At 65.8% G+C, this 25462-nt stretch carries 22 protein-coding genes and 2 tRNA genes; 10 read left to right on the top strand and 14 right to left on the bottom strand.

All coding sequences use genetic code 11. The features are described from left to right. Nucleotides 1-140: 140 nt before the first annotated feature. The 5 genes from SP6_RS15760 to SP6_RS15740 all read right to left on the bottom strand — a co-directional run bounded on the left by SP6_RS15760 (nt 141) and on the right by SP6_RS15740 (nt 10001). A complete protein-coding gene (locus tag SP6_RS15760) occupies nt 141-2219 on the bottom strand; it encodes a glycoside hydrolase family 97 protein (RefSeq protein WP_007404137.1) in 2079 nt (692 codons plus the stop codon). Then, a complete protein-coding gene (locus SP6_RS15755; protein ID WP_007403982.1) occupies nt 2216-3829 on the bottom strand; it encodes an alpha-glucosidase in 1614 nt (537 codons plus the stop codon). Before SP6_RS15755 ends, SP6_RS15760 begins: the two co-directional genes overlap by 4 nt. After that, nucleotides 3829-5622 (bottom strand): alpha-amylase family glycosyl hydrolase, encoded by a 1794-nt coding sequence (locus SP6_RS15750; RefSeq protein ID WP_007404149.1) that lies wholly within the window; start codon nt 5620-5622, stop codon nt 3829-3831. Before SP6_RS15750 ends, SP6_RS15755 begins: the two co-directional genes overlap by 1 nt. Next, on the bottom strand, nt 5619-7160 hold the full coding sequence (locus tag SP6_RS15745; RefSeq protein WP_007404256.1) for a tryptophan halogenase family protein: 1542 nt from the start codon (nt 7158-7160) through the stop codon (nt 5619-5621). Before SP6_RS15745 ends, SP6_RS15750 begins: the two co-directional genes overlap by 4 nt. A 63-nt stretch (nt 7161-7223) precedes the next feature. Continuing rightward, nucleotides 7224-10001: a TonB-dependent receptor gene (locus SP6_RS15740; RefSeq protein ID WP_007404025.1), complete on the bottom strand. Its 2778-nt coding sequence runs from the start codon at nt 9999-10001 to the stop codon at nt 7224-7226. 205 nt (nt 10002-10206) lie between these two features. On the opposite strand from SP6_RS15740, the gene SP6_RS15735 reads away from it, so the two are divergent. Beyond that, entirely contained in the window at nt 10207-11238 is a 1032-nt protein-coding gene (locus SP6_RS15735; RefSeq protein WP_007404194.1) for a LacI family DNA-binding transcriptional regulator, read from the top strand. A gap of 32 nt (nt 11239-11270) precedes the next feature. Then, complete coding sequence (locus SP6_RS15730) at nt 11271-12752, top strand: MFS transporter (RefSeq protein WP_007404119.1); 1482 nt, start codon at nt 11271-11273, stop codon at nt 12750-12752. Between the two features lie 6 nt (nt 12753-12758). Here the strand turns inward: SP6_RS15730 and SP6_RS15725 are convergent, their stop codons facing one another. From SP6_RS15725 to SP6_RS15710, 4 genes are all read right to left on the bottom strand, one after another. Beyond that, nucleotides 12759-14090 (bottom strand): sensor histidine kinase, encoded by a 1332-nt coding sequence (locus SP6_RS15725; RefSeq protein ID WP_007404255.1) that lies wholly within the window; start codon nt 14088-14090, stop codon nt 12759-12761. A 10-nt stretch (nt 14091-14100) separates the two neighbouring features. After that, nucleotides 14101-14820 carry a response regulator gene (locus SP6_RS15720; protein ID WP_007404208.1) on the bottom strand — a complete coding sequence of 240 codons (720 nt, stop codon included), beginning with the start codon at nt 14818-14820 and terminating at the stop codon, nt 14101-14103. A gap of 82 nt (nt 14821-14902) precedes the next feature. Next, the gene (locus SP6_RS15715) at nt 14903-15394 is read right to left on the bottom strand and encodes an EF-hand domain-containing protein (RefSeq protein ID WP_007404229.1); all 492 of its coding nucleotides are present in this window, start codon (nt 15392-15394) and stop codon (nt 14903-14905) included. 126 nt (nt 15395-15520) lie between these two features. Beyond that, nucleotides 15521-16771 (bottom strand): TetR/AcrR family transcriptional regulator, encoded by a 1251-nt coding sequence (locus tag SP6_RS15710; RefSeq protein ID WP_007404089.1) that lies wholly within the window; start codon nt 16769-16771, stop codon nt 15521-15523. A gap of 216 nt (nt 16772-16987) precedes the next feature. Between SP6_RS15710 and SP6_RS21550 the strand changes: the two genes are divergently transcribed. After that, a complete protein-coding gene (locus SP6_RS21550; RefSeq protein WP_007404133.1) occupies nt 16988-18043 on the top strand; it encodes a methyl-accepting chemotaxis protein in 1056 nt (351 codons plus the stop codon). Here SP6_RS21550 and SP6_RS15700 read toward each other — a convergent pair whose 3' ends face one another. Beyond that, entirely contained in the window at nt 18044-18955 is a 912-nt protein-coding gene (locus SP6_RS15700) for an acyl-CoA thioesterase (RefSeq protein WP_007404226.1), read from the bottom strand. A gap of 118 nt (nt 18956-19073) precedes the next feature. On the opposite strand from SP6_RS15700, the gene SP6_RS21275 reads away from it, so the two are divergent. The 4 genes from SP6_RS21275 to SP6_RS15685 all read left to right on the top strand — a co-directional run bounded on the left by SP6_RS21275 (nt 19074) and on the right by SP6_RS15685 (nt 20903). Beyond that, nucleotides 19074-19250, top strand: a complete 177-nt coding sequence (locus SP6_RS21275) for a hypothetical protein (RefSeq protein ID WP_164541242.1) — start codon at nt 19074-19076, stop codon at nt 19248-19250. A 179-nt stretch (nt 19251-19429) separates the two neighbouring features. Then, on the top strand, nt 19430-20611 hold the full coding sequence (locus SP6_RS15695) for an AI-2E family transporter (RefSeq protein WP_042469355.1): 1182 nt from the start codon (nt 19430-19432) through the stop codon (nt 20609-20611). A gap of 57 nt (nt 20612-20668) precedes the next feature. After that, nucleotides 20669-20745 (top strand) — tRNA-Asp (locus SP6_RS15690). Between the two features lie 81 nt (nt 20746-20826). Continuing rightward, nucleotides 20827-20903: transfer RNA gene (locus SP6_RS15685), tRNA-Asp, on the top strand. Between the two features lie 172 nt (nt 20904-21075). Here SP6_RS15685 and SP6_RS15680 read toward each other — a convergent pair. The 4 genes from SP6_RS15680 to SP6_RS15665 form a co-directional block, all read right to left on the bottom strand. Continuing rightward, a complete protein-coding gene (locus SP6_RS15680; RefSeq protein ID WP_007404001.1) occupies nt 21076-21279 on the bottom strand; it encodes a DUF2842 domain-containing protein in 204 nt (67 codons plus the stop codon). Then, nucleotides 21276-21809: a 5-formyltetrahydrofolate cyclo-ligase gene (locus SP6_RS15675; protein ID WP_007404068.1), complete on the bottom strand. Its 534-nt coding sequence runs from the start codon at nt 21807-21809 to the stop codon at nt 21276-21278. The genes SP6_RS15680 and SP6_RS15675 overlap by 4 nt, the downstream gene beginning before the upstream one ends. A 219-nt stretch (nt 21810-22028) precedes the next feature. Continuing rightward, nucleotides 22029-22343: a cell division protein ZapA gene (locus SP6_RS15670; protein ID WP_007404249.1), complete on the bottom strand. Its 315-nt coding sequence runs from the start codon at nt 22341-22343 to the stop codon at nt 22029-22031. Next, nucleotides 22343-22540 (bottom strand): hypothetical protein, encoded by a 198-nt coding sequence (locus SP6_RS15665; RefSeq protein WP_007404214.1) that lies wholly within the window; start codon nt 22538-22540, stop codon nt 22343-22345. Before SP6_RS15665 ends, SP6_RS15670 begins: the two co-directional genes overlap by 1 nt. A gap of 192 nt (nt 22541-22732) precedes the next feature. Here SP6_RS15665 and gap point away from each other — a divergent pair, with 192 nt between their 5' ends. From gap to SP6_RS15650, 3 genes are read left to right on the top strand one after another with little or no spacing between them, the layout of a single operon-like run. Further along, the gene (gene gap / locus SP6_RS15660) at nt 22733-23743 is read left to right on the top strand and encodes a type I glyceraldehyde-3-phosphate dehydrogenase (RefSeq protein WP_007404202.1); all 1011 of its coding nucleotides are present in this window, start codon (nt 22733-22735) and stop codon (nt 23741-23743) included. Nucleotides 23744-23760: 17 nt separating this feature from the next. Further along, nucleotides 23761-24219: an MOSC domain-containing protein gene (locus tag SP6_RS15655; protein WP_037568063.1), complete on the top strand. Its 459-nt coding sequence runs from the start codon at nt 23761-23763 to the stop codon at nt 24217-24219. Beyond that, nucleotides 24216-25415 (top strand): phosphoglycerate kinase, encoded by a 1200-nt coding sequence (locus tag SP6_RS15650; RefSeq protein WP_007403981.1) that lies wholly within the window; start codon nt 24216-24218, stop codon nt 25413-25415. The genes SP6_RS15655 and SP6_RS15650 overlap by 4 nt, the downstream gene beginning before the upstream one ends. Nucleotides 25416-25462: the final 47 nt, after the last annotated feature.

Here is a 25462-nt window from a genome sequence, read left to right as displayed (position 1 = left end):
TCCCTTGTAAGGGGAGGTGGCAGGGCGAAGCCCTGACGGAGGGGTGTCCCGGTCGGCGAGGTGAAACCAACCTCGCCACCGGCGATACCCCTCCACCATGCTACGCATGGTCCCCTCCCCCTATGGGGGAGGAACAGGTTTTACAGCGCCTTCAACCGGATCGCCTGGCCGCCGCCGGGGGCGAGCGACAGGGTCAGCGTGTCGCCCTTCTTCACTCGCTTGGTCTCGAACGCGATCGAGTGCCGCGCTTCGGTCGCATAGGTCGCGCCGGGGCCGTCCTTGTAGACCTGCGCCTCGTACGTCTTGCCCGGATCGAGGAAGTCGAGCGTCACCGTCAGGTCGCGCGGATTCTCGTCGGTGATCGAGCCGATATACCAGTCGCGGCTTTTCCGATCCCGCCGTGCGAAGGTGACGTAATCCCCAACCTCGCCGTTCAGGACGCGGCTATCTTCCCAATCGACCGGCACGTCCGCGATGAAGCGGAACGCCTGCGGGTATTTGGCGTAATTCTCCGGCGTATCGGCCGCCATCTGCACCGGGGAATAGAGCACCACGTACAGCGCCAGCTGTTTGGCGATGGTCGACTGGATCGGGCTGTTGTCGCTCCCCGTCAGGCTCAGCACGCCTGGCGTGAAGTCCATCGGCCCTTCGAGCATTCGGGTGAAGGCCAGGTTGACCTCATGCTCGGGCGGGTTCTTGCCGGGCCAGGCGTTATATTCCATGCCCCGCGAGCCCTCACGCGCCAGCCAGTTGGGATAGGTGCGGCGCAGGCCGGTGTCCTTGACCGGCTCATGGCTGTCGATCGACACCTTGTACTTCGCGGCGGCCTCCAGCACGCGCAGATGGTGGTTCACCATCCACTGGCCCTCATGCCACTCGCGCGACACCGTGCCGTCCGCGTTCGCCCGCTCGATCTGCCCGGCATCGGCGACATAGCCGGTCTTGACGACATGCTCGCCATGATCGGCGGCGAATTTGAAGGCGGGGTCGAACTGGCTCTCATAATGGCTGACCGCGCCGCCGGTCTCGTGATGGCCGATCAGCGAGACGCCCTTGGACTTGGCATATTTCGCCAGATAATCCGCATCGAAATCCTCGGTCGGGGTCGCGAACTGCATCGCCGAACCGTTGCCCGCCCAGTCGCCGTCCCAGCCGATATTCCATCCTTCGACCAGCACGCCGGGGATGCCGTATTTGGACGCGAAGTCGATATAGGTCTTCACATTCGCCGTCGTCGCGCCGTGCCGGGGCCCGCGCGCCCAGCTCCATTCGCCCTTGATCATCTTCCACCAAACGCCGACGAACTTGCCGGGCTTTACCCAGGATACGTCGCCCAGCTTGTTGGGCTCGTTCAGGTTGAGCATCAGATGGCTCATATAGAGCCCGCCCGCATCGGGTGCGATCAGGAAGGTCCGCCACGGCGTCGTCCACGCCCCCGTCTTCACCACCTTTGGCGCGCCCGAGCCGGGGGTCAGGACCGCCTTGAAGTTGTTCCCTTCGGTCTTCATCAGCGCCATGCTGGCATAGTCGACCAAGGCCGCCTCATGGATGGCGATATGGGTGCCGTCGTCCAGCTTCATGGTGATCGGCGTCGCCGCCGTGCCGACCGCGGTGATCGGCGTGCGGTTGTAAAGATATTCCTCGCGATTCCACAGGAAGGCGGGCTTCCACCATGCGGTGCCGTTCTGAGCGATGTTGAACTCGGTCAGCTCCTCGGCGATGTTCGCCTTGGGCAAAGCCTGCTGCTCGGGAAATTCGTAGCGGAAGCCGACGCCGTCATCCTGCACCCGGAACACCACGTCATAGCGGCGATGGAGCGCGCTCGACTCCATCAGGCGGACGCGCATCTCGCGGTGATTGTCGCGGATGGTGCGCCACTCGCCCCAGGGCTGGGTCCAGCTCGTGTCCGACTTGGCATGAGACACGGACTCGATCTTCAGCCCCCGCTCGATCTTGGGCGCGTCGGTGAACATCATGCCCAGTCGCGAGGGCGCGACGATCGCCTTGCCGTTGCGGGCGATCATATAGACCGCGCGGCCGTCATTGTCGGTCGACACCTGCACCGTAATCGTGCCGTCGGGCGAGGTTTCAATGGCGTCGGGCTGTCCGGCGGGCTTGGCGAATTTGAACGTCTCGTTGACCGCCGGATCGGCGGGGCCATTCTGGGCCTGCGCCGCTCCGGCGATCAGGCCGAGCCCCAAGGCAATCGTCGTCTTCATGCAGTCATCTCCCGGATCGCCGCCCCGAACGCGTCCAGGCGTTCGTCGGTGGCGCTATTGATTTGGACCAGCGTTCGGCCGCCGCGTGGCACGGCGGGGGGAAGCTGGACGGGCATGTCGCCCAGATTGAACAGGCAGAGCAGGCGTTGCGCCCCCTCGCGCCGTTCGAAGGCAAGTAGCTGGTCGTCGGCATGGAGCAGCGTCAGATCGCCGACCGCCAGCGCGGGCGTCTCGGCCCTCAGGCGCACCAGACGGCGCGTCAGGTTGAGAAGCGAGTCCGGATCGCCATCCTGCCGATTGACCGCCAGCGCGGCATGGTCCGGACCGACCGGAAGCCAGGGTTCGGCATCCGAGAAGCCGCCGTTGATGGCATTGCTGCTCCACGGCATCGGTGTGCGCACCCCGTCGCGCGACAAGGTCAGCGGCCAGTTGGCGATGGCTTCAGGATCGACCAGCCGGTCGAACGGGACATCGACCTGGGTCAGCCCCAGTTCCTCGCCTTGGTAGAGGAAGGCATTGCCGCGAAGGGATAGCAGCAGCAGCATCTTCATCCGCGCGAACGCGTCGCGATGCTCTGGCGTGGTCCAGCGCGATACGGCGCGCGGCGCGTCATGGTTCTCGAAGGCCCAACTCGGCCAGCCGACACCCGGCTCGGCGGGCCATTTCGCCACCGCCTCGGCGACAATGCGCGGGGTCAGCCGGTCGGCGTATAGGAAATCGAAGCCGTAAGCGGTGTTCAGCCGGTGGTCGCTGGCGGTGAACAGCTTCATCTCGCGATCCGCCTCGTCGCCGCCGACCTCGGCCACGGTGAAGCGGTCGCCATACTCGTCCAGCGTCGCGCGGATCCGCTCTAGGAAGGGCACGATGTCGGCATGGCTCTGATTGTAGAGCTTCAGTTGGAAATCGAACGGCCGAGTGCGCGTCTTGCCCGTATCGGGGGCAGGCGGGTTATCGCGCATCGTCGGCTCGTGCATCATGAAGTTGATCGCATCGAGCCGGAAACCGTCCACGCCCCGGTCGAGCCAGAAGCGCGCCGTCGCCAGCAATTCGGCCTGCACGTCCGGGTGGTGGACGTGCAGCTGCGGCTGCTCCTTCAGGAAATTGTGCAGGTAATATTGCCCGCGCCGCGCGTCCCAGGTCCAGGCGGGGCCGCCGAACACCGACTGCCAGTTGGACGGTGGCGAGCCATCGGGCTTGGCATTGGCCCAGACATACCAGTCGGCGTGGGCATTGGTGCGGCTGGAGCGGCTTTCGGTGAACCAGGGATGCTCGTCGGAGGTGTGGCTGTACACCTGGTCGATGACGACCTTCAGCCCCAATTCGTGCGCGCGCGCGACCAGCGCGTCGAAATCGTGAAGCGTGCCGAAGATCGGATCGACATCACGGTAATCCGCCACGTCATAGCCGAAATCCTTCATCGGCGAGGTGAAGAAGGGCGACAGCCAGATCGCATCCACGCCCAGGCTGGCGACATGATCCAGCCGCGCGGTGATGCCGGGCAGGTCGCCGATGCCGTCGCCATTGCTGTCGGCAAAGCTGCGCGGGTAGATCTGATAGATCACCGCCCCCTTCCACCAAGGACGTGGGGGCATGCGGGCAGTATCGGTCATCAACGGCTCTCCGCCGCGCAGACGGCATAGCCGAAGGCGGGCAATTCCAACATCAGGCTGCCCGGCGCGGCGGCGCTCGGGGCACAGCGTCCGGCCATGGTCGTGAAACGTTGCGATGCCGTTTCAACCTGCACCGCCTGCGTGATTGGCTTGGCCGAGGTGTTGAAGGCGATCAGATATTCGCGCCCCGTGGCGGGGTCGAAACGCGAGACGGCGAACAGGCCCGGCGCATCGCCGCGTGCGCGGATTATCTGTCGCCCTCGGGTCAGCGCCGGATTGGCGACACGCAGGCGGGCGAGGCTGGCGATCTCGCGGTAGAGCGGGTGGCTGGTCACGAAGCTGTCGGTCGCAGTCGTCTTCCTCGTGCCGACGAGCGTGTTGTCGTTATAGCTGGCGACCTTGCTGGCGAACATGTCTTCGCGCGCATCCTGATCATTGCCGTCGCCTGCGAAACCTTGCTCGTCACCCGAATAGATGGTCGGCACGCCGCGCAGGGTCAGCAGCATGGCGTGACCCAGTTCGACGCGCTTCAGGATTTCCTCGTCCGATGCGTTCGGATTCGCGGCCCGCACGTCACGCGCGAAGCGGCCATGGTCGTGATTGCCGAGGAAGGTCGGCAGGATGTCCGCGGTCGCCTCGCCCTTGGCGTAAAGGACATCGCCCTCGAACAGGCTGGCCAGCGTGCGGGTCGGCTTGTTCTCCGCGACCGTCTGGATCACCGCGTTCATGAAGGCGAAGTCGAGGACGGCCGGATAGTCCGCGACCTTGGTCCAGCGGGCGAGATAGCCGGGGTCCATCCCCGCCGTCACTTCGCCAAAGATATGGAAGTTCGGAATGCCCTTGGCCTTGGCGCGTTCCAGCATGGCGGGGACAAAGCTGCGCCAGAATTCCGGGTTCACATGCTTGGCGGTGTCGATGCGGAAGCCGTCGATGCCGAACCGGTCGATCCAGCTGCCATAGATATCGATCATCCCCGCGATTACGCGCGGGTTTTCGGTGTAGAGATCGTCCAACCCCGAGAAATCGCCGGTGGTCGAGCTTTCATCCTCGAAGGTCGTGTTGCCGCGATTGTGGTAGTAGATCGGGTCGTTGAGCCAGGCCGGGGTCTTGGCGTTCTCCTCGGCCGCCGGGACATAAGGTGTGTAGGCATAATTCGGGTCGGCCAGCTTGGCGAAGTTCGCGGCCGTCTGAACATCGTCGCCTGCAAAGCCCGGATTGATCGCCTGACCAGTCACCCCGCCGCGCCGCTGATAGGGATAGCTCGCGCGGTCACGATAGGGGCAGGGCGATCCCTCGGCGCATTCGCGATACTGGATCACGTCCGCCGTATGGTTGACGATGATGTCCATATAGACCTTCATCCCCCGTCGATGCGCAGCGTCGATGAAGGCATGCAGATCGGCCTCGCTGCCGAGATGCGGGTCGACCGTGGTGAAGTCGGTGATCCAATAGCCGTGATAGCCGGCGCTCTCATGGCCCTTGGCACCCTGGACGGGCTTGTTTTTGAAGATTGGCCCCAACCAGATCGCCGTCGCGCCCAGCCCCTGGATATAGTCGAGCCGCTTGGTCAGCCCCTTCAGGTCGCCGCCATGGTAGAAGCCCTTGTGCGTCGGATCGAAGCCGGTGATCAGCGGGCCGCCCTTCAGGCCGCCGCGATCATTGGCGGTGTCGCCATTCTCGAACCGGTCGGGCAGGACGAAATAGATCACCTCGTCCTGCGGCAGGCGCTGGCGATAATCCTGTGCGGCGAGCGGGGCGGCGGTCGCGAGGAGGGCGAGCAGCAGCTTCTTCATGGGGTAACCCTTTGGGCAGGCGCGGCGCAATGCGCGGCGAGGAAGGCGTCGTGCGTCGGCAGCCGGCTGGCCACCTGTGCGGCGTGACGCCGGGTGAGGCTGAGGAAATCGTCCAGCTCGTCCGCTGACAGCGCGTCGGCGAGGGCGTGATGGCCGGCGGGCAGGATGCCCTGTCCGACCATCACCTGCACCCAGGCGGGTTCGGCGAACAATTCGTCGCCCTCGCGGCGGAAACGGCTATTGGCTCGAAACAGCGCGATCCGTGCGGCGAGGCTAGCGGGCAAAGGCACCGCGCGTCGCTCGGCCCAGAAGGGCTCAGGTCGCGCATTGGCGTGATAGTGAAGGATCAGGAAGTCGCGGATGGCTAGCCACTCCGCTTCGGCCTCGCGGTTATAGGCATCGACCTCGACCGACTGAAGCGTCGTGCCGGGCCAATAGTCCAGCAGTCGCGCGATGCCCGACTGGATCAGGTGGATGCTGGTCGACTCGAGTGGCTCCAGGAACCCGGCGGCCAGCCCCAGTGCGACGCAATTGCCGACCCAGGCTCGCCGCCGTCGCCCGGTGGTGAAGCGCAGGAGGCGCGGCTCGCCCATGGCCTCATTCCCGAGCGCGGACAGTAGCCGGGCGGCGGCCTCATCGTCCGACAGATGGCGGCTGTCATAGACCAGCCCGTTGCCGGTGCGATGCTGAAGCGGGATGCGCCAGCGCCAACCCGCGCCATGCGCGATGGCGCGGGTATAAGGGGGCAGGGGAGCGGCGCGCTCGCCCGCCACCGCCAGCGCGCGGTCGCAGGGGAGGAGTTCGGACCAATCGTCGAACGGCTCGGCTAGCGTCTCACCGATCAGCAGCGCGCGGAAGCCGGTGCAGTCGATGAACAGGTCGCCCGAATGGGCTTCGCCGCCTTCCAGCACGACATGGTCGATCCGCCCGCTCGCGTCTCGCGTGACAGAGGCGATCCTTCCCTCGATCCGCACCACCCCCGCCGCCTCGGCATGGCGGCGGAGCAGTGCGGCGTACAGGCTGGCATCGAAATGATAGGCCCAGGCGAGCCCGCTGGGCAGGTCGGGGCGGCCGGGATCGGGGGCGAAGCGGCCCGCCATTGCGGCCTGCGCGCTCGCCATGTGGGTCCAGAGCGAGGCGGGATTGGCCGCGCCGCCACCGCGCAACCAATAATGATGGAAGGGCACCAGCCCCAGCGCCCGGCCGATACTGCCGAACGCGTGGAGATAGCCGCTGCCCTCGCCCAACCAGCCCTCGAAGCGGATGCCCAGCTTGAAGCTGCCGTTCGTCTCGCGCAAGAACGCGGCTTCATCCAGGCCCAGCATCTGGTTGAACAGGCGGATGCCGGGGATCGTCGCCTCGCCCACCCCGACCGTGCCGATCGCGTCGGACTCGATCAGGGTGATGCGGGTGCCGACGGGCACGAACCGCGCCAATGCCGCCGCCGTCATCCACCCGGCGGTGCCGCCCCCGACGATCACCACACGCTGCTGGGCAGGCCGGCGGGCGATACGGTCTGCGGTGGGGTGGGCGTCCATGCGGCGTCTCACATTCGGGATTCCCACGCCGGAGGGTTGGGGAAACCGGCGCGGGAAGGGGTATCAGAAGCGATAGGTAAATCCGGCCAGGAAGCGGCGGCCATAGCTCTGATAATCGATCACCTGATCGCGCTGCCCGCCATTGGTGGTGACGAACGGCGTATCGGTCAGGTTCTGGCCTTGCAGGAAGAGCGACAGGCCCTTGAACGTGCCCTGCTGGAAGTCATAGCCGATCTGGCCATCGACGATAGTTTCGTCGATCGCGCGGCGACGGACGCGGTTGGCGCCGAAACCCGACAACTCACCCACGAAGGTCGAGCGATACCGCACCGATCCCCGGATGTTCAGGCCCCACTTCTCGAAATAGGCGGTGCCGTTCGCCACCCAGCGCGAATAGCCGGGAATGTCCTCCGGGTCGCCGCCGGGGACGGGCGTGATCTCGGTCTTGGTGTAGGACCCGCCGCCCGTCAGGCCGAAGCCGTCGAGGAAGCCGACCAACTGGCCCAGCGGCAACGTGCCCGCCAGCTCGACGCCATAGATCTTGCCGCCCGAACCGTTGATCGGTCGGTTGATCCGTCCCTGCGTCGGCGTGCCGATCGGAACCGCGGCGGGCAGGGGCAGGCCGGCATAGTCATAAGGCTGCTCAAGATTGTAAACGAAGCTCTTGAGATCCTTGTAGAAGCCCTGCGCCGCCAGATAGCCGCGCGTGCCGAAATATTTCTCCGCCGTCACGTCGAACGAGTTGGAGCGGATCGGGCGGAGGAACGGATTGCCACCGCTGCCCGAGATGATCCCCTGCGCGGCATCGAAGCCATAGGACAGCGCGACGCGCATGTCGTCGAAGCGCGGGCGCATCATCTGGCGCGCCGCCGCGACACGGAACACCCAGTCGCTGGGCAGCCGTAGCGACAGGTTGGCGCTGGGCAAGATATCCCAATAATCATCGCCTTGGACGATGTTGGCATAGCCGGTGCCGTTGTAGATCAGGCCGCGCGACTTCTGCTCGGTCGCGACCGCCTGGACGCCGATATTGCCGGTCAGTTCGGCGGTGCCCAGTTGGGCGTTCAGATCGGCCTGGACATAGGCCGTCATGAGCCGCTCGGTGGTGGTATAGGCCTTGGCGGGCACGTCCGCGCTGGTGTTGGGCGTCAGCACATAGACCCCGCCCGCCAGCAGGGCGCGCGGATCATAGCTGAGCATCGGACCCAGGCCGAGATAGGTCAGGTCGGTCGGCGTTTGGCGATATTGCTGCGGCAACGGCGCGATCGTGGCGCTGCCCGGCAGGGTGACGAAGGACTCGTTCGGCGCCAGCGACTTGGCATGATCGGTATAGTTCAGGCCGACGCGGATCGCATGGACGATCGGGGTTTCGACCTCACGGTCGATCTCGACCCGGTACTGTTTGATCTCGTCGGTGACGGTGCGATCGTTGAAATAGCCCGCCTGGCGAGTCGAGCCGCCCCAGCCCAGCGGATCGGTCAACTGGATCAGGTTGGGATCGGAATAGTTGAGCGTCGGCTTGAATACGGTACCGTTCCGCCCCGTGGTGAACCCGATCGTGTCGGTCGCGCCATTGCCTTGGCCATAGCCGGTGCCGCTATAGGTCTCCAAGGTGACCTCGTCGCGATCTGTGCGCGAATAGCTGACGTCCAGCATCGCGCTCCAGCCGTCGCCGCCGTCATATTTGCCGTTATAGCCGAACGAATAGAGCTTGGCCTTGCGCTGGAACGAGTCGTTGCGGATCACGCCCTCGACATTGTTGAACGTGCCCGAGGTGACGAGGCCGTTGCTGACGGTCGGATTGGTCAGCGTCGTGCCGCTGCCCCAGGCCAGCGGCAGCTCGATACCGCGCTTGATCTGGTCGTCGTTGAAGTCCGAATAAAAGCCGTCAAGCGTGCTGGTGAAGGTGTCGCTCATTTTCCACTGCAACGTGCCCGAAAGGCCCAGCCGCTTCAGCGTGGTAGAGGTGACATAGGATTTGGAGCCGCCGATGACGTTGACCGTCTGGCCGCCGACCGTGACCGGCGCATAGCCCCAGGCATTGCCTTCCTGAATCTGGTATGGTTCGTTGAGGTAGCTGGCCGACAGCGCGACGCCGATCGTGTCGTCGGCAAACTGGTCGACATAAGTCGCCGTCGCGCGATAGCCGAAGTCCTTCGACCCGGCGTTCAGCTTGCCGATATCGGCATAGGTGCCGCGCGCACCGACCGAGAAGACGCGCTTGCCATAGTCCAGCGGACGGATGGTGCGCAGGTCGACCGTGCCCGACAAGCCCTGGCCGATCAGCGCGGCATTGGCGGTCTTGTAGATCAGGACCTGATTGACGACTTCGGCGGGATACTGGTCATATTCGACGGCGCGGTTATCGCCGGTCGAGGTCTGTTCGCGGCCGTTGAGCAGCGTCGTCGAGAAGTCGGGGGCGAAACCGCGGATCGAGATGGCGTTGGAGCGGCCGTTCACCCGCTGCGACGTCACGCCGGGCAGGCGGGCGATCGACTCGGCGATTGAGGCGTCAGGCAGCTTGCCGATATCCTCGGCCGACACTGATTCCACGACGAGATCGCGGTTCTTCTTCTCGGCGACGGCATTTTCGAGCGCGGCGCGGAAACCGGTGACGACGATATCGCTGGAACTCGTATCACCTTCCGCCGACGTCTGGGCCTGCGTGCCGGCGGCGGCCCCGTCATTGGGGTTGGCGGCGGTGGTGCTGGCGGCGGGGTCGGGCAGGGTGGTCGAGGCCTGCGCGAACACCGGCGCGGCGATGACCATGGCGAGCGTGCTGACGCCGAGCTTCAGGAACGAGCGCGCGGCATCGGCCGGCGCCACAGGGCGAACCGTCATGAAATCCCCTCCAGGAAACCCCGTCTTCTTTCAAGGGACGGGTATGGTTGTTGCCCCTCCTGTGAAATCGATGGCGACGAAAGCCAACAAGCCCGCATACGTATTCAATGCGGCCGTTTCGGTCTGTTGCATTATTACGACAGGGTGCGCGGCTGACCCGGATCCGTCATAGGATCGGGCGTACGCACAGGAGGATGCCCGCAGCGTGGTCGGCCAGAGAAAGCCCACATCATTCGATATCGCGCAATTGGCGGGCGTGTCGCAGCCCACGGTTAGCCGTGCGCTTCGGGGGAGCCCCTCTGTCAGCGCCGCGACCCGCGCGCGGATACAGGCAATCGCCAAGACGCTGAACTACACGGTCGACCGCGCCGCCTCCAATTTGCGCAGCGGCCAGACGCGGACGTTGGCGCTACTGCTGTTTCGCGATCCTTCGCCCGGGCGGACGCTGATCAATCCCTTTTTTCTCGGCATGTTGGGCTCGATCATGGAGAGCTGCGCGGAGGTCGGATATGATCTGCTCGTCTCCTTCCAGAATGTCGAGAACGACTGGCAGGCCGATTATGAGGACAGCCACCGCGCCGACGGTTTGATCCTGCTCGGCTATGGCGATTATGCCGATTATCGCGAGCAGCTCGACCAACTGGTCGCGCGCGGCACGCATTTCGTACGCTGGGGATCGGTGGCGCCGGGCCAGCCGGGGCTGACGATTGGTTGCGACAATCATGCCGGTGCGCTGGCGGCGACCCGGCACCTGATCGCACAAGGAAGGACGCGCATCGCCTTTCTGGGCGACGCGACCGATCATTATCCCGAATTCCATGATCGCTATCGCGGCTATTGCGACGCCTTGGCCGAGGCGGGGCTGGCCTGTGATCCGGCGCTGCAGGTCGGCGCCATTTCCAGCGAGGAAGAAGGCGAGCGGGCGGCGCGGGCATTGCTGGCGCGGGAGCTGCCCTTCGACGGCATCATGGCGGCGAGCGACCTGATCGCGCTGGCCGCGATGCGCGTACTGGCCGAAGCGGGGCGGCGCGTGCCGACCGATGTCTCGGTCGTCGGGTTCGACGATATTCCGGCCGCCAGCTTCGCCCACCCGCCGCTCAGCACGGTAGTGCAGGATGCAGCGGCGGCGGGGCGTTTGCTGGTCCGCGCGCTGCTGGCGGAGATTGCCGGCAAGCCGCGAACCGCCAATCTGCTGCCGGCGACACTGGTCGTGCGTGGATCGAGCGTTCGACCATAATCAATAAAGAAAACAGACTATTGGGAGAGGTTATGGAGAAGCCGCGTCAGCGCTTTTGGGGGTTATGGAATACCTCTTTCGGCTTTTTCGGCATTCAGATCGGCTTTGCGTTGCAGAATGCCAATGTCAGCCGGATCTTCCAGTCGATGGGCACGGCCGAAAAGGATCTCGCCTTTCTCTGGATCGCCGCGCCGCTGACCGGGCTGCTCGTCCAGCCGGTGATCGGCCATTATAGCGACCGGACCTGGAGCCGTTTCGGGCGGCGGCGCCCCTATTTCCTCGCCGGCGCGTTGTTGGCGACACTGGCGCTGGTGGGGATGCCCAATGCCGGGGGGCTGATGGTGGCGGCGATGCTGCTCTGGTTGCTCGATGCCTCGCTCAACGTCTCGATGGAGCCGTTCCGCGCCTTTGTCGGCGACATGCTGCCCAGCCGCCAGCGCACGGCCGGCTATGCCTTCCAGACGGCCTTTATCGGCGCGGGCGCGGTGCTGGGGTCGCTGGCACCGCAGGTGCTGACCGATGTCTTCCACGTCGCCAATGTGGCGCCGGCGGGCGAGGTTCCGCCCTCGGTCCGCTATGGCTTTTATATCGGCGCGGCGGCCCTGTTCGTCGCGGTCCTGTGGACGGTGCTGACCACTCGCGAATATTCGCCCGCGCAGATCGCCGCCTTTGCCGAGCAGGATGAGGGCCAGGCGGGGCGTAGCGATGCCACTCCGTCGACGCGGATCGGCTCTGCGCCGCTGTGGATCGCCGCCGGCGCGGTGATCGTCGCGGCCGTGGGGTGGCTGGGGCTCGACAAGCCGGTCTATCTGTTGGGCGGTGGCCTCATCGCCTTCGGCCTTGCGCAGATCGTCAGCGCCTTTCTGGTGCGTGGCGGGCGAGGGCAGAATGCGCTGAGCCAGATCTTGGCCGACCTGTCAGCAATGCCGGCGACCATGCGGCGGCTGGCGCTGGTCCAGTTCTTCACCTGGTCGGCGCTGTTCATCATGTGGATTTACACCACGCCGATCGTCGCCGCGCGGGTGTTCCATACCAGCGATGCGTCGAGCGCGGCATTCAACGAGGGGGCGAACTGGGTCGGCGTGCTGTTCGCGGTCTATAGCGGGGTGGCTACGCTCTGGGCCTTCGCGCTGCCTCCGTTGGCGCGGGCGATCGGGCGGCGCAACACGCATATCCTGGGCCTGCTCTGCGGGGCGGCGGGGTTCGCCTCCTTCCTGGTCATCACCGATGCGTGGGTGTTGCTGGGCGCGATGGTGCTGGTCGGCATCGCCTGGGCCTCGATCCTGACCATGCCCTATGCCATCCTGTCGGCGGCGCTACCGGCCGAAAAGCTTGGTATTTACATGGGGTTGTTCAACATCTTTATCGTGTTGCCGCAACTGATCGTGTCGTCGGTGATGGGCGCGGTCGTGGGCCGCTTCTTCCCGCATGATCTAGTCTGGGCGATGGCCATCGCCGCCGGGGTGATGGCGCTGGCCGCATTCGCCATGGTGCGGGTGCCGCGCGACGCGTGAGGCGGTTCAGCGGGGCAGGGTGATGGTCGCGGCCAACCCGCCCTCGGGCCGGTTGGCGAGGCGGATATCGCCGCCCGCTTCGCGCACGATCGAGCGGGCCAGTGCCAGCCCCAGCCCGATCCCGCCGGTGTCGCGGTTGCGCGAGCTTTCCAGGCGGATGAAGGGATCGAACACCGTCTCCAGTTGATCGGGGGCGATGCCGGGGCCCTGGTCGGCGACGATGATCGCCACGTCGTTCGCTCGGGCATCGATCCGCACATCGGCGGCATGGCCGTATTTGACGGCATTCTCGATGAGGTTGCGCACCGCGCGGCGCATCAGCGAGGGGCGGAGCTTCAGCCGCAGCCGACCGCTCTCCTCGAACGTCACGTCCTGCCCCAGATCGTGGAAGTCGGCGACGACGGCATCGACCAGCGCGTTGAGGTCGACATCGGTCTCCGCCTCACTGGGCCGGCCGACCCGCGCGAGCGAAAGGATGTCCTCCAGCGTCTTGTTCATCTCGGCGATGGTATCGGCCATGCGCAGCCGATCCTGTTCATCCTCGACCGACTCGATCCGCACCCGCAATGCGGCGAGCGGGGTGCGCAGATCGTGACCGATCGCGCCGAGCATCCGATCCTTTTCCTCCAGCATCGCACCGATCCGCAGGCGCAGCGCATTGAACGCGGCGATCAGTGCGGAAACATCGAGCGGCCCCTGTTCGGGGATCGGAGCGCCCGGCTCGCGCGGATCGAAATGCTCGGCCGCTCGGGTCAGGTCGCGCAAAGGACGCGAAATGCGCCGGCCGATCCACAACACCGGCAACAGGATGATGCCATAGAGGATCAGCGTCTGGGTGATGAGCCGCCACACCAGGAACATGCCGTCGCGCGGCCAGATCGAGCGGGTGACCAGCCAGCCGCGCCCCGGCTGCTCAACGGCGATCAGCAATTCGTCGACCGGATGGCGCCGCCCGAAACGGCGGCGGGGCCAGTCGAAATCGGCGGGGTTGAACGGGCGGATGCCGGTGATGATGCGACCGACGGGGTGTCCGGACTCCACCAGCCCCTCGCGGATCAGCGTCTCGACGCCCGTGATGCGCGGCAGGCCATGGGTGACCGGGTTGACGGCCATGCGACGCACCCGGCCGCGTTCATGGGGGGGAATGCGGCCATTGGCCGATCGCTCGATGGCGTCGTTCAGCCGCGCGATGGCGGGGCCCGAAATCTGTTCGAGCAACAGCGACCGCCGCTCCCGCAGCAAAAGCGTGAAGCTGATCGCCTGCGCCACGAAGAGCGCGACGGCGAGCAGCAGCGCAAGCTGCGCGGCCAGCCGACGCGGCCAGAGCCGCAGGGTCACAGCCACGTCATCACAGGCGCGTGACCTCGGCCGCCAGGGTATAGCCGCCGCCCCATACCGTCTTGATGATCTCGGGCGATTTGGGGTCCGCCTCGATCTTGCGGCGCAACCGGCTGACCTGATTGTCGATCGCGCGGTCAAAAGCGGCGGCCTCACGCCCTTGCGTCAGGTCGAGCAACTGGTCGCGGGTCAGCACCTGACGCGGGCGGCTGACCAGCGCGAGCAGCAGATTATACTCGCCCGTCGACAGCATCACCGACACGCCCTCCCGGTCGACCAGCGAGCGTTCGCCCGATTTGAGAACCCAGCCGGCAAAAGCATAGGATCCGCTGTCGGGCGCATGAACACGCGCGCCGCCCGCCTGGGTCCGGCGCAGCACGACCTTGGCACGGGTCGCCAGCTCGCGCGGGGAAAAGGGCTTCACGACATAATCGTCCGCACCCATTTCCAGTCCGACGATCCGGTCGGTTTCCTCGGCGCGGGCGGTCAGCAGGATGACCGGCACTTCGCTGGTCGCGGCGATATGGCGACAGAGACTCAGCCCATCCTCGCCCGGCATCATGATGTCGAGGATGACAAGATCGATGGCATAGGCGGCCAGCCGCGTGCGGGCGGAGGCGGCGTCGCCCGCCTGGGTCACGCGAAACCCCTGTTTGGTCAGATAGACGGCGAGCGGCTCACGGATCGAACGCTCGTCATCGACGAGCAGCAGGTGCGGCGTGTCGGACATGGGGCTGGGGTCTAGCATGGCGGCAGATCCTCGCAAGCGGGCCGGGCCAATGGGCGTGGCGCCGCCCCGCTTGCGATGATGATCAGTTGCCGTCGGTCATGGGCTGAGCGGTCGGGGCTGCCTCGCCCGGGCCACCGTGCCGGCCCCAATGGCCACGCTGGCGCGGGGCGGCGGCGCGTTCCTGCGCATCGATCTTGCCATCGTGATTGGTGTCGAGCCGGTCGAACATGGCGGCGGCCCGCGCACGGAAGGCGTCGGCGGTGATCGGCTGCGGCACACGGCGGCCGGGGCGGTCGCCCTGCGGCTGGCCCATGCCGCGCTCCGCCCGCTTCTGGTCGCGATAGGCGCGCATCTCTTCGGGCGTGACGGTGCCGTCGTGATTGGCGTCCATCGCGGCAAAGCGGCTATCGGCAGCGGCCATTACGGCGGTGCGGGTGATGTTGCCCTGCGCGTCGGCTTGCACGCCCATCAGACCGTGGCGCATGGGCGGGGGCGCGGGGGTGTCGCTCTGGGCCTGGGCAGCGGTGGCGGCAATCATGGTGGCGAGGGAAAGGCCGATCAGGGTCTTTCGCATGGCGGGGGCGTCCTTGGGTGGAGGGAAGGGCCGATCCCTTCCGATCATCGCCCTTATGTCGCGCCCCTGTCCCCCGATAATGTCGCCGTGCCCGGTCAATTGTCGCAAATTGTAGAGGCGCTTACCTCAGATCGCCAGCAATCGGTCGTCGAACAGGCCGTAGAGGATGGTCGAGGCATAGAGCGCGATCGCATGCGGCCGCTCCATCGTCGCGGCCCATTTGCGCATGTCGAACGCGGCGTTCTGCAGCGCCATCAGCGTCTGCGCGGCGATCAGCGCGTCGACGGGGCGCATCGACCCCTCTGCCACGCCGTCCATGATCGTCCCGGCATAGCGCCGCGCGATCCGGTCCGACCGGTCCACCATCGCGCGGCGGACATCGGCGGGCAGGCTGGACAGCGCAGTGGTCCGCAGCAGCGGCCCCCGCTCGGCGAACTGGATATCGAGCAGCGTCGCGACCGCGCTCGACAGGCGGTGCCAGTGGCTGCCCCCGGCGGCATCGGCCAGTTGCTGCGCGGCGGTGATCGTGTCGAAACTGCGGCGATAGCAGGTGACGACCAGATCGTCCTTGGCATCGAGATGATGGTAGAAGCTGCCCTTGGTGACGTTCAGCTCGGAGGCGATCCGCTGCACGCTCGCGCCGCGATAGCCGAGCTGGTTGATCAGCCGCGTCGCCGCCAGCAGGAACGCCTCGCGCCCCGGCTCCGCCTCCCGCCCCGGTGTCGATTGGACACCCAGCGGCAGAAGCGAAGGAGACCAGCCCGAACCCGGTGCGGCGACGCCATGGGTCAGCACATCGAGCAGCCGCTCCTCGACCCGATTATATTGATCTGGTTCGTAACGGGTCAGCCAGATCGGCAGCCAAAAGGTATTTTCCAGCAGGACATGCGCGCGGGCGCCGTACAGGTCCTGATGCGCGCGGCTGGCCGGCGGCCCCCACAGGCTGCGCGTGGTGCGGAACACCTTCTGCCAGCCGGCCATCAGCCGCCCACGGATCGGCTCTTCGGTGGCGCGCAGGTCGGACAGTACGGCAAAGGCGGTTTCCTCGCCGCGTTCGATCCGGGCCAGCCGGTCCATGTTGAGCGCGATATAGCGTGCGATCCGAGCTTGCGGCGTGGCTTCCTGTCCCGCGATCGCCAGCATGTCTAGCAGCCGCTCGAGCGTGTTCTCGAACGCGGCGGCGGCCAGATCCTCCTTGCGCTTGAAATAATAGGTGACGCTGGTGGTGTTCAGCCCGACGCGCCGCGCGACATCGGCAAAGGTCATCCCCTTGGCCGATTGCTCGTTGATCGCCGCCGCCGCGGCCGCGAGGATCGCGTCGCGTTTCTGGCGGTAGCGCTCGGTATTCTGCCCCTCTGCGACGGACGTCGCCGCCATGTTCGCTATTCCCTTGTGGTCAAGTCGATGAGGTTAGAAGAAAAAGTATGGCCGGTCACCGGGATTTTCAGCGCTGACGGAGCGACATTGCGATGCCGGGCGGAGAGGGTAACCGCCAGTTCGGTATGGCCGACCGGCTCGCCTGCCTCGTCAATTAAAGCATGGAAATACGAGCCGATTAATCTTTGTTTAGCCCATTATGGGCAGATATGCCTCATGTTATCCACCGCTTACGCCACCGCAACTGACCGTATCTGGCAGAGGGCCGATCCGCTCTTCCAGTCGATCGATCAGGCACATCTCGTCGCGGTGTTCGACCTGGAGAAGCGGGTGCTGTGGGCGAACGAGAATTTCTCGCGCGCATTTGGCTATCGTGCCGAACAGGTGATCGGTCAGCAGCACCGTCTGCTCTGCCCATCCAATATCATGTCGGCACAGGATTATGAGCGCTTCTGGCGGTCGCTCTGGCAGGGCCAGTTCCACAGCGGCACCTATCGCCGGGTGGGCCGCAACGGCCGTTCGGTATGGCTGGAGGCCAGCTACACGCCGATCTTCGACGCGCAGGGCAATGTCGAGATGATCCTGAAGGTCGGCAGCGACGTGACCGAGCGTCGCCGGGCCGATGGCGAGGCGCACAGCAAGCTGGACGCGATCGACAAGTCGCAGGCGGTGATCGAATTCGACCTTAAGGGCCATGTCCTGGCCGCCAACGACCTGTTCCTGTCGGTCATGGGCTATAGCCGGAGCGAGGCGGTCGGCGGCCATCACCGCCGCTTCTGCGATCCCGAATATGTGCGGACCGCCGATTATGCCAAGCTCTGGACCGATCTTGCGGCGGGGAAATTCATCTCGGGCCGTTTCGAGCGTCGTCGCTCCGATGGCAGTCCGGTGTGGTTGCAGGCCACCTACACGCCGATCCTCAATTCCGATGGCGTACCCTACAAGGTCGTGAAGTTCGCCAGCGACATGACCGACCGGGTATTGCTGGAGGCGCAGGCGACCGAGCAATTGGGGCAGGCGGAGCAGTTCCGCCGCATGGCCGAGGAGCGCCAGACCAATTTGGAGGTCATGCTGCGCGACATGGAGGGGATCGTCGACAGCATCACCACCATCGCCGAACAGACCAACATGCTGGCGCTGAATGCCGGTATCGAGGCGGCGCGCGCCGGTCCTGCCGGTCGCGGCTTCGGCATCGTCGCCGCCGAGGTCAAGAAATTGGCCGAGGACACGCGCAGCGCCACCCAATCGGCGCGGCGGATGCTGCGCCGCTGATCAGGCGCCCGTGTCGTCGCGCGGCTGGCGCAGGCGGATCAATCCTTCCTGCGCGACGCTGGCCACCAGCCGCCCGTCGGCAGTGAAGATCCGCCCCCGGTTGAAGCCGCGCGCATGGCCCGCCCAGGGGCTGTCGGTGGTGTAGAGCAGCCACTCATCGACCCGGAACGGTTCGTGCAGCCACAGCGCATGGTCCAGGCTGGCCGTCTGCATGTCATGGGTCAGCCAACTGACGCCGTGTGGCAGGGTGGAGGTGCCCAGCAGCACGAAGTCGCTGGCATAGGCCAGGATCGCCCGGTGCAGCGTGGGATCGTCCGCGATCGGCGCGACGAGGCGGAACCAGATCGACTGGCCCGGCTCGCGCGGCGCGGGCGTCGTGACCTGTCGAGGATCGGTCGGCCGCATCTCAATCGGGCGCACGCTGCTCAGAAAGGCGCGGATCGGGGGCGGAATCTGGTCGCCCAGCGTGGCGAGCAACTCGCGTTCGGACGGCAGTGCGTCCGGCCCCGGCACCTCGGGCATCGCATCCTGATGATGCATCCCCTCGTCGGGCATCTGGAACGAGCAGGCCATGTTGAGGATCGGCTTGCCCTTCTGCATGGCGATCACCCGCCGCGTCGCGAAGCTGCGCCCCTCGAAATCCCGCTCGACACGGTAGATGATCGGGAAACGCTCGTCGCCGGGCCGCATGAAATAGGCGTGGAGCGAATGGGCCATGCGCGGCGCCTCGGTCGAGCGTTGCGCGGCCTGCAGCGCCTGCGCGATCACCTGCCCGCCAAAGACCCGCCCCTGGCCACCGGGGCGCCGTGCCCCGCGATACAGATCGGTGTCGATCTCCTCGACATCGAGCAGATCGACCAGACCCTGGACAAGGCGATCGGGGGAGGGGGCAGGGCGAGCGGCATCGTTCATGCCATTTTGATGGTTGCAGTTTACGTCAACGTCAAGCCTTGGAGCATGATCGGAAACGACTATCGCGCCATTTGTCAGACGGCTACACAGGCAGGATCGCTCAAACCGGGAGTTTGCGATGGAAGTTTTGAACGAAGATGGCGCATCGGAGCGTGCAGAGTTGCATTTCCTGGCGGCGCTGACGGATGAATTGATGCGTCACCTGATGGATGCGGGCGTTCTGACCCGGGGCCAGCTCCAGTCGATCGAAAATGCGGTGGCCGAACGGACCGGCGGGATTCCTCGCGCCTGGTAGCATTGGAGCGGGTTTGGACCGCCCCTTGGCGCAGGGGGCAGGGGCCGATTGCGCAATATGACGTATTCGTCATGAAAATCGTTGCCATCTGCGCGCGTTAGCGGCTTCTCAGTTGGGGGAAAGCCGCTAACGTGACCGTCATGAGTAACGCGCAGGATGAAATCGCCGGCAAGAGCAGCATGGCCGGCGATTCGATATTGGGGATGCCGGTCGGCATGGGGCAACGCGATGCCGTACGGATCGCGATGCGCCGGGACCGGTTGCTCGCCGGGCTGACCCTGACGGCGGGGGCGGGCTTCATCCTGGCCTTGCCCTTCGCGCTTCGCGAGGGGGCGGAATTCTTCCTGCCGCTGACCACCGCGCTGGTCATCGCCATCGCGCTGGTGCCGATCCTGGAATGGCTGGAGCGGCGGCGGGTGCCCTCGGCCCTGGCGGCGCTGATGTGCGTGCTGCTGTTCCTGATCGTCGCCAATATCGCGCTGGCCGCGATCATCGTGCCGGCGACCGACTTCTTCCGGCTGCTGCCCAGCCGGATCGGGCGCATCCAGGACAATCTGGCGCCGCTGCTCGACCTCTATTCGAACCTCGAACGCTATGTGAACAAGGCGCTGCGCCAGGTCGCCTCGACGCCCATTCGCCAGCCCCAAACGGCGGCGGTCTCCCCGCCCAGCTCGATCCTGGAACTGGCTGCGACCTCGGCGCCCGGGCTTATCGTGCAGTTCCTGTTCGGCGTCCTCGTCGTGTTCTTCGTCCTGTCCGGCTGGACGCGGATGCGGCGTGAGACCATTCGTGGGCGGACCAGCTTCGACGGTGCGATGGCGACCGCGCGGGTCATCCAGGAGGTGGTGGACGATGTCTCTGCCTATCTGGGTACCATCACCATCATCAACCTGGCGCTGGGCGGCGCGGTGGCGGGGGCCCTGTCACTGTTCGGCATGCCCTATCCGTTGATGTGGGGCGGTATCGTCGCGCTCCTCAACTACATCCCCTATTTCGGGCCGGTGATCGGCGCGCTGCTGCTCGCGGTGGGCGGGCTCATGACCTTCAACGACATCTGGGTCGCCCTGGCACCGCCCGCGATCATGTACGGCATGCATCTGGTCGAGGCGAACCTGATCACCCCGCTGATCGTCGGGCACCGCCTGACCATCAGTCCGGTGCTGATCCTGGTCTCGCTGAGCTTCTGGGGATGGGTGTGGGGAACGGTGGGCGCGCTGCTCGCCGTGCCGCTGCTCATCATCCTTCAGACTGTCCTCAAGGCCGCCGGAAAACCCGACATTGCGGGCTTCCTGTTCGAGCATGGAACGCTCACCCATCTCGACCGCGACAGCGACCCGGAGGACGTTCCGCAAGAAAGTTGAAATGAAGCGTTGACAGGGTCGGGAGGCTCGCCTAGTTGGCGCGCCTCGACGCTTTCAGCGGGTGTAGCTCAGTTGGTTAGAGCGCCGGCCTGTCACGCCGGAGGTCGCGGGTTCGAGCCCCGTCACTCGCGCCATTCCCTTGCCGGAATGGCTGAAAATTTCGAAATCCCCGAAAGGGCCGATGCCGATATAGGTCGGTATCATATGGCTTCCAAGCGGGTGTAGCTCAGTTGGTTAGAGCGCCGGCCTGTCACGCCGGAGGTCGCGGGTTCGAGCCCCGTCACTCGCGCCATCCTTCGGGATGGCGTTTTTGTCTTCAGACCGGATATTCGGCGATGGTTCGTCGCTCTGCTGGGCCAGCGATGGGCATGGCCTTCGACTTCGCTCAGGCTGAGCGGAGTATGACGACAAGCCACGCCAAAACAGCCGTTCAGTCTGAGCGAAGTCGAAGGCCACGGGAAGCCCTAACCCCGGCCCCCCTCCATCCAGCGCAGCAACGGCTTCATCGGCGTGATCCAGACGATCCCCGCGACGATATAGAAGGCCAGTTGCAACACCCAATGCCATTGGCCCACCACGCTCGACAGGCTGGCGACGAGCGCCGCCCAGGCGATGATGATCCCGACGATCAGCAACATGCCGGCCGGTTTGCGCCAACTGGGGGTCATGGGATGATCCATTCCGATTCGGTGGCGATGGCGTGGAGCGGTATGTCCCAGCTATCGGGTACGAGCGCGTCGATCTCTTGCACGCTCCAGGCGATCCCCACGCGCCAGGCATCGGGATGGGCGGCGAATGCGCGGTCATAATGGCCGGCACCTTGGCCCAGCCGGTTGCCCCGCCGGTCGAACCCTACGAGCGGCGTCAGGATGATGTCGGGCGCGCATTCGGGCGCATCGGGGGAGGGTTGATGCAGCCCGAAGGCACCAATGCTCAAATCCTGCCCGTGGGACCATTGCAGGAAGCGGATCGGGCTCGCTCGGTCGGTGACATGGGGCAAGGCGATGGTCGCGCCCGCATGGAGCGCTGCTTCGACCCATAAGGCTGGATCGGCCTCGGCGCCCAGCGGGTGATAGGCGGCGACGATCTGATGGGGGAGCAGGCGGTCGAGGAAAGGTCGCGCCACCGGCAGCAGGCCGGGGCCATGCGCATCGCGCACCGCCCGCATCCGGGCGCGGAGGGCACGCTTGTCGGTCATGTCAGGAAAGGGCGGGTGGCGGGACCGCCGTGGCCGTGTGCCGTAATATCCACTGACGCCCAATACGTCAGGTGGGGACCATGTGCGTCGGACCAGGGTCCGGGCAGGGACAGCCCCCTTGGATGAAGAATAGCCTCAGGGATTATCGTGGCTCGTACCGGGCAGAACCCGCCACCGATCAATGTAGGCGAGGGCGTCGCCTTACTCAAGGGCCGGATGCTACCCAATGGGGCCGCTACCTTCGGGCTCCAGCGCGTCGGCCAGCGCCTCCAGCCGCTCGGCGATGCGGGCCAGTGCGGCCTCGCTGACGGCGGCACCGGCGGGGGGGCGACGCTCGGCCTCTTCCAGCGCATCGGCGAGCATCAGCGCGACGAACAGCAGCGCCCGCTCGCCGTTATGCCCGCCCGAGGCGCGCAGCGCAGCGGGCCAGCGCTGGTCAAGCATCTGGCCCAGCATCCGCACGCGCGCTTCGCCGCCGTCCTGGCAATAGACGGTATGGGGGCGATCGCCGATCATGATCGTGACTTCGGCCATCAGGCGGCGCTCCCCCGGCTGATCACGTCGTCCAACGCGCTGACCGCCTCGGCCATCCGGGCTTTCAGCGCGGCATGGCGGCGCGCGAGGGCGTCCTCCTTGGCGGCACGGCTCCGGATCGTCTGTTCGATACGGGCGATCGCTCGGTCGATACGCTCGACGGAGGAAAGGACATCGTCGGCAATGGGTTCGGACATGGGACGGGCTTAGCAGGATGGCTTCACGCGGCAACCCGCAATTGGACGATGCGGGGTCGGCTGGCGGTTGACAGCGAACCCGTCGGCTCCGAAAGGCGTGGCGCGACAAGGAATCACTATAAAGGTGAATTTCATCCTATCGGGGCGGTGCCGTTCAGGCATCGCGACAGAGATACACAGGAGCTTGCTGGCATGACGGTCAAGGTTGCAATCAATGGCTTCGGCCGTATCGGTCGACTGGTCGCTCGCGCGATTCTCGAGCGGGGCGGCGATGCGCTGGAGTTGGTCGCGATCAACGACCTGGCCGATGCCAAGTCCAACGCCTGGCTGTTCAGCCGCGACAGCGTCCATGGCCGTTATCCGGGCGAAGTGACCGCCGACGGCAACGACATCGTCATCGACGGCAAGCGTATCCGCGTCACCGCTGAGCGCGATCCGGCGAACCTGCCGCACAAGGAACTGGGCGTCGACTTGGTCCTGGAGTGCACCGGCTTCTTCACCGACAAGGCGTCGTGCGAAAAGCATCTCGCCGCCGGTGCGAAGAAGGTGCTGATCTCGGCGCCGGGCAAGAATGTCGACCTGACCGTCGTCTATGGCGTCAACCATGACAAGCTGACCGCCGACCACACCATCGTCTCGAACGCCTCGTGCACCACCAACTGCCTGGCGCCGGTCGCCAAGGTGCTGAACGATGCGATCGGCATCGAGCGCGGTCTGATGACCACGGTCCACGCCTATACCAACGACCAGAAGATCCTCGACCAGATCCACCCCGACCTGCGCCGCGCCCGCGCCGCCGCCATGTCGATGATCCCGACCACCACGGGCGCTGCCCGCGCGGTGGGCGAGGTTCTCCCCGAGCTGAAGGGCAAGCTGGACGGCTCGGCCATCCGCGTGCCCACCCCGGACGTCAGCCTGGTCGACCTGACCTTCACGCCTGCGCGTGACACGACCAAGGAAGAGGTCAACGCGATCCTGAAGGCAGCGTCGGAGAGCGAGGCGCTGAAGGGCGTGCTGGTCTATACCGACGAGCCGCTGGTCTCGATCGACCTGATGCACTCGCCGCAGTCCTCGACCGTCGACAGCCTGGAGACGGCGGTGATCGACGGCAAGCTGGTGCGTGTCGTATCTTGGTACGACAATGAATGGGGCTTCTCGAACCGCATGGTCGACACCGCGACCGCGATGGCGAAGTTCCTCTAATGACGGACGAGCGGGCGATGACCGGGCGTCTGGCCGGCATCGCCCGCCATGCCGTGCCCAAGGGGCCGATGGAGGTAATCGACACCGCCATCGTCACCCTGGAGGGCGGCGTCGAAGGCGATGTGCGCGGGCGGATCAAGCCCGGCGGTCGCGGACGGCGTCAGGTGACGCTGATCGAGCGCGCCGACTGGGATGCCGCCTTGGCCGAGATCGACCGCGCCATCCCCTGGCAGGAGCGCCGCGCGAACCTGCTGGTCGAGGATTTCGACCTTCCCCAAATTCCGGGCACTCGGCTGCGGATCGGGCCCGTGCTTCTGGAAATCACCATCGAATGCGATCCGTGCCACCGCATGGACGCGATCGCCGACGGATTGCAGGTAGCCTTGAAACCCGATTGGCGCGGCGGCGCGTGCAGCAGGGTGATCGAGGGCGGCACGATCCGCATCGGCGATACAATCAGGATCGAGGAATCATGACCAAGCCCTTCAAGACGCTCGACGATATGGGTGACGTGTCCGGCAAGCGCGTGCTGGTCCGCGAGGATCTGAACGTGCCGATGGCCGATGGCCGCGTCACCGACGACACCCGCCTGCGCGCGACGATCGCGACCGTGACCGAACTGGCCGACAAGGGCGCGATCGTCCTGATCCTCGCCCATTTCGGCCGCCCCAAGGGGCAGCGTAACCCGGAATTCTCGCTGGCGATGCTGACTCAGCCCTATAGCGATGTGCTGGGCCGTCGGGTGCGCTTTATCGACGATGTCGCGGGCGAGGCGGCGGAAGCGGCGGTCGCGACGCTGAACCCCGGCGATATCGCGATCCTCGAAAACACCCGCTTCCATGCCGGTGAGGAAAAGAACGATCCCGAACTGGCGGTAGCGATCGCCAAGCTAGGTGATTTCTACGTCAACGACGCCTTCTCGGCCGCGCACCGCGCGCACGTCTCGACCGAGGGGCTGGCGCGCCAGCTTCCGGCGTTCGCTGGGCGCGCGATGGAGGCCGAACTCGACGCGCTGGAAAAGGCGCTGGGCAACCCCGAGCACCCGGTCGCAGCCGTGGTCGGCGGGGCCAAGGTCTCGACCAAGCTCGCGGTGCTCAAGCATCTGGTCGGCAAGGTCGATCACCTCATCATCGGCGGCGGCATGGCCAACACCTTTCTCGCCGCGCGCGGGGTCGATGTGGGCAAGTCGCTGTGCGAGCATGACCTGACCGGCACCGCCGAGGACATTCTAGACGCCGCCGACAAGGCGGGCTGCACCGTCCACCTGCCGTACGACGTCGTGGTCGCCAAGGAGTTCAAGCCGAACCCCGACACCCGCACCGTCAATGTCCACGAAGTCGCCGCCGACGAAATGATCCTCGACCTCGGCCCCAACGCCGTCGAGGCGCTGGGCGATGTGCTCAAGAACTGCCGGACGCTGGTTTGGAACGGCCCGCTCGGCGCGTTCGAGACGCCGCCCTTCGACATGGCGACCGTTGCACTCGCCAAGACGGCCGCCGCGCTGACCCAAGATGGCAGCCTCGTCTCGGTCGCAGGGGGCGGCGATACCGTCGCCGCGCTCAATCAGGCGGGCGTGGGGACGCAGTTCACCTTCGTCTCGACGGCAGGCGGCGCATTCCTGGAATGGATGGAAGGCCAGGACCTCCCCGGGGTCGCCGCGCTGATGGCGTAACCTTCAATCCTCCCCATTCTAGATGGTGGAGGGGCGAGGCCACAAGC

Origin of the sequence: Sphingomonas paucimobilis NBRC 13935, assembly GCF_000739895.2 — a bacterium.
Classification (GTDB): Bacteria; Pseudomonadota; Alphaproteobacteria; order Sphingomonadales; family Sphingomonadaceae; genus Sphingomonas; species Sphingomonas paucimobilis.
Note: the sequence above shows the minus strand (reverse complement) of the source record. Positions and strands in the feature narration are given on the sequence as shown.

Bases quoted from the DNA above. Each gene is read 5' to 3' on its own strand.
- SP6_RS15760 (WP_007404137.1), bottom strand. From the start codon at position 2,219: ATGAAGACGACGATTGCCTTGGGGCTCGGCCTGATCGCCGGAGCGGCG.
- SP6_RS15755 (WP_007403982.1), bottom strand. From the start codon at position 3,829: ATGACCGATACTGCCCGCATGCCCCCACGTCCTTGGTGGAAGGGGGCG.
- SP6_RS15750 (WP_007404149.1), bottom strand. From the start codon at position 5,622: ATGAAGAAGCTGCTGCTCGCCCTCCTCGCGACCGCCGCCCCGCTCGCC.
- SP6_RS15745 (WP_007404256.1), bottom strand. From the start codon at position 7,160: ATGGACGCCCACCCCACCGCAGACCGTATCGCCCGCCGGCCTGCCCAG.
- SP6_RS15740 (WP_007404025.1), bottom strand. From the start codon at position 10,001: ATGACGGTTCGCCCTGTGGCGCCGGCCGATGCCGCGCGCTCGTTCCTG.
- SP6_RS15730 (WP_007404119.1), top strand. From the start codon at position 11,271: ATGGAGAAGCCGCGTCAGCGCTTTTGGGGGTTATGGAATACCTCTTTC.
- SP6_RS15720 (WP_007404208.1), bottom strand. From the start codon at position 14,820: ATGTCCGACACGCCGCACCTGCTGCTCGTCGATGACGAGCGTTCGATC.
- SP6_RS15715 (WP_007404229.1), bottom strand. From the start codon at position 15,394: ATGCGAAAGACCCTGATCGGCCTTTCCCTCGCCACCATGATTGCCGCC.
- SP6_RS15710 (WP_007404089.1), bottom strand. From the start codon at position 16,771: ATGGCGGCGACGTCCGTCGCAGAGGGGCAGAATACCGAGCGCTACCGC.
- SP6_RS21550 (WP_007404133.1), top strand. From the start codon at position 16,988: ATGTTATCCACCGCTTACGCCACCGCAACTGACCGTATCTGGCAGAGG.
- SP6_RS15700 (WP_007404226.1), bottom strand. From the start codon at position 18,955: ATGAACGATGCCGCTCGCCCTGCCCCCTCCCCCGATCGCCTTGTCCAG.
- SP6_RS21275 (WP_164541242.1), top strand. From the start codon at position 19,074: ATGGAAGTTTTGAACGAAGATGGCGCATCGGAGCGTGCAGAGTTGCAT.
- SP6_RS15695 (WP_042469355.1), top strand. From the start codon at position 19,430: ATGGCCGGCGATTCGATATTGGGGATGCCGGTCGGCATGGGGCAACGC.
- SP6_RS15680 (WP_007404001.1), bottom strand. From the start codon at position 21,279: ATGACCCCCAGTTGGCGCAAACCGGCCGGCATGTTGCTGATCGTCGGG.
- SP6_RS15675 (WP_007404068.1), bottom strand. From the start codon at position 21,809: ATGACCGACAAGCGTGCCCTCCGCGCCCGGATGCGGGCGGTGCGCGAT.
- SP6_RS15670 (WP_007404249.1), bottom strand. From the start codon at position 22,343: ATGGCCGAAGTCACGATCATGATCGGCGATCGCCCCCATACCGTCTAT.
- SP6_RS15665 (WP_007404214.1), bottom strand. From the start codon at position 22,540: ATGTCCGAACCCATTGCCGACGATGTCCTTTCCTCCGTCGAGCGTATC.
- gap (WP_007404202.1), top strand. From the start codon at position 22,733: ATGACGGTCAAGGTTGCAATCAATGGCTTCGGCCGTATCGGTCGACTG.
- SP6_RS15655 (WP_037568063.1), top strand. From the start codon at position 23,761: ATGACCGGGCGTCTGGCCGGCATCGCCCGCCATGCCGTGCCCAAGGGG.
- SP6_RS15650 (WP_007403981.1), top strand. From the start codon at position 24,216: ATGACCAAGCCCTTCAAGACGCTCGACGATATGGGTGACGTGTCCGGC.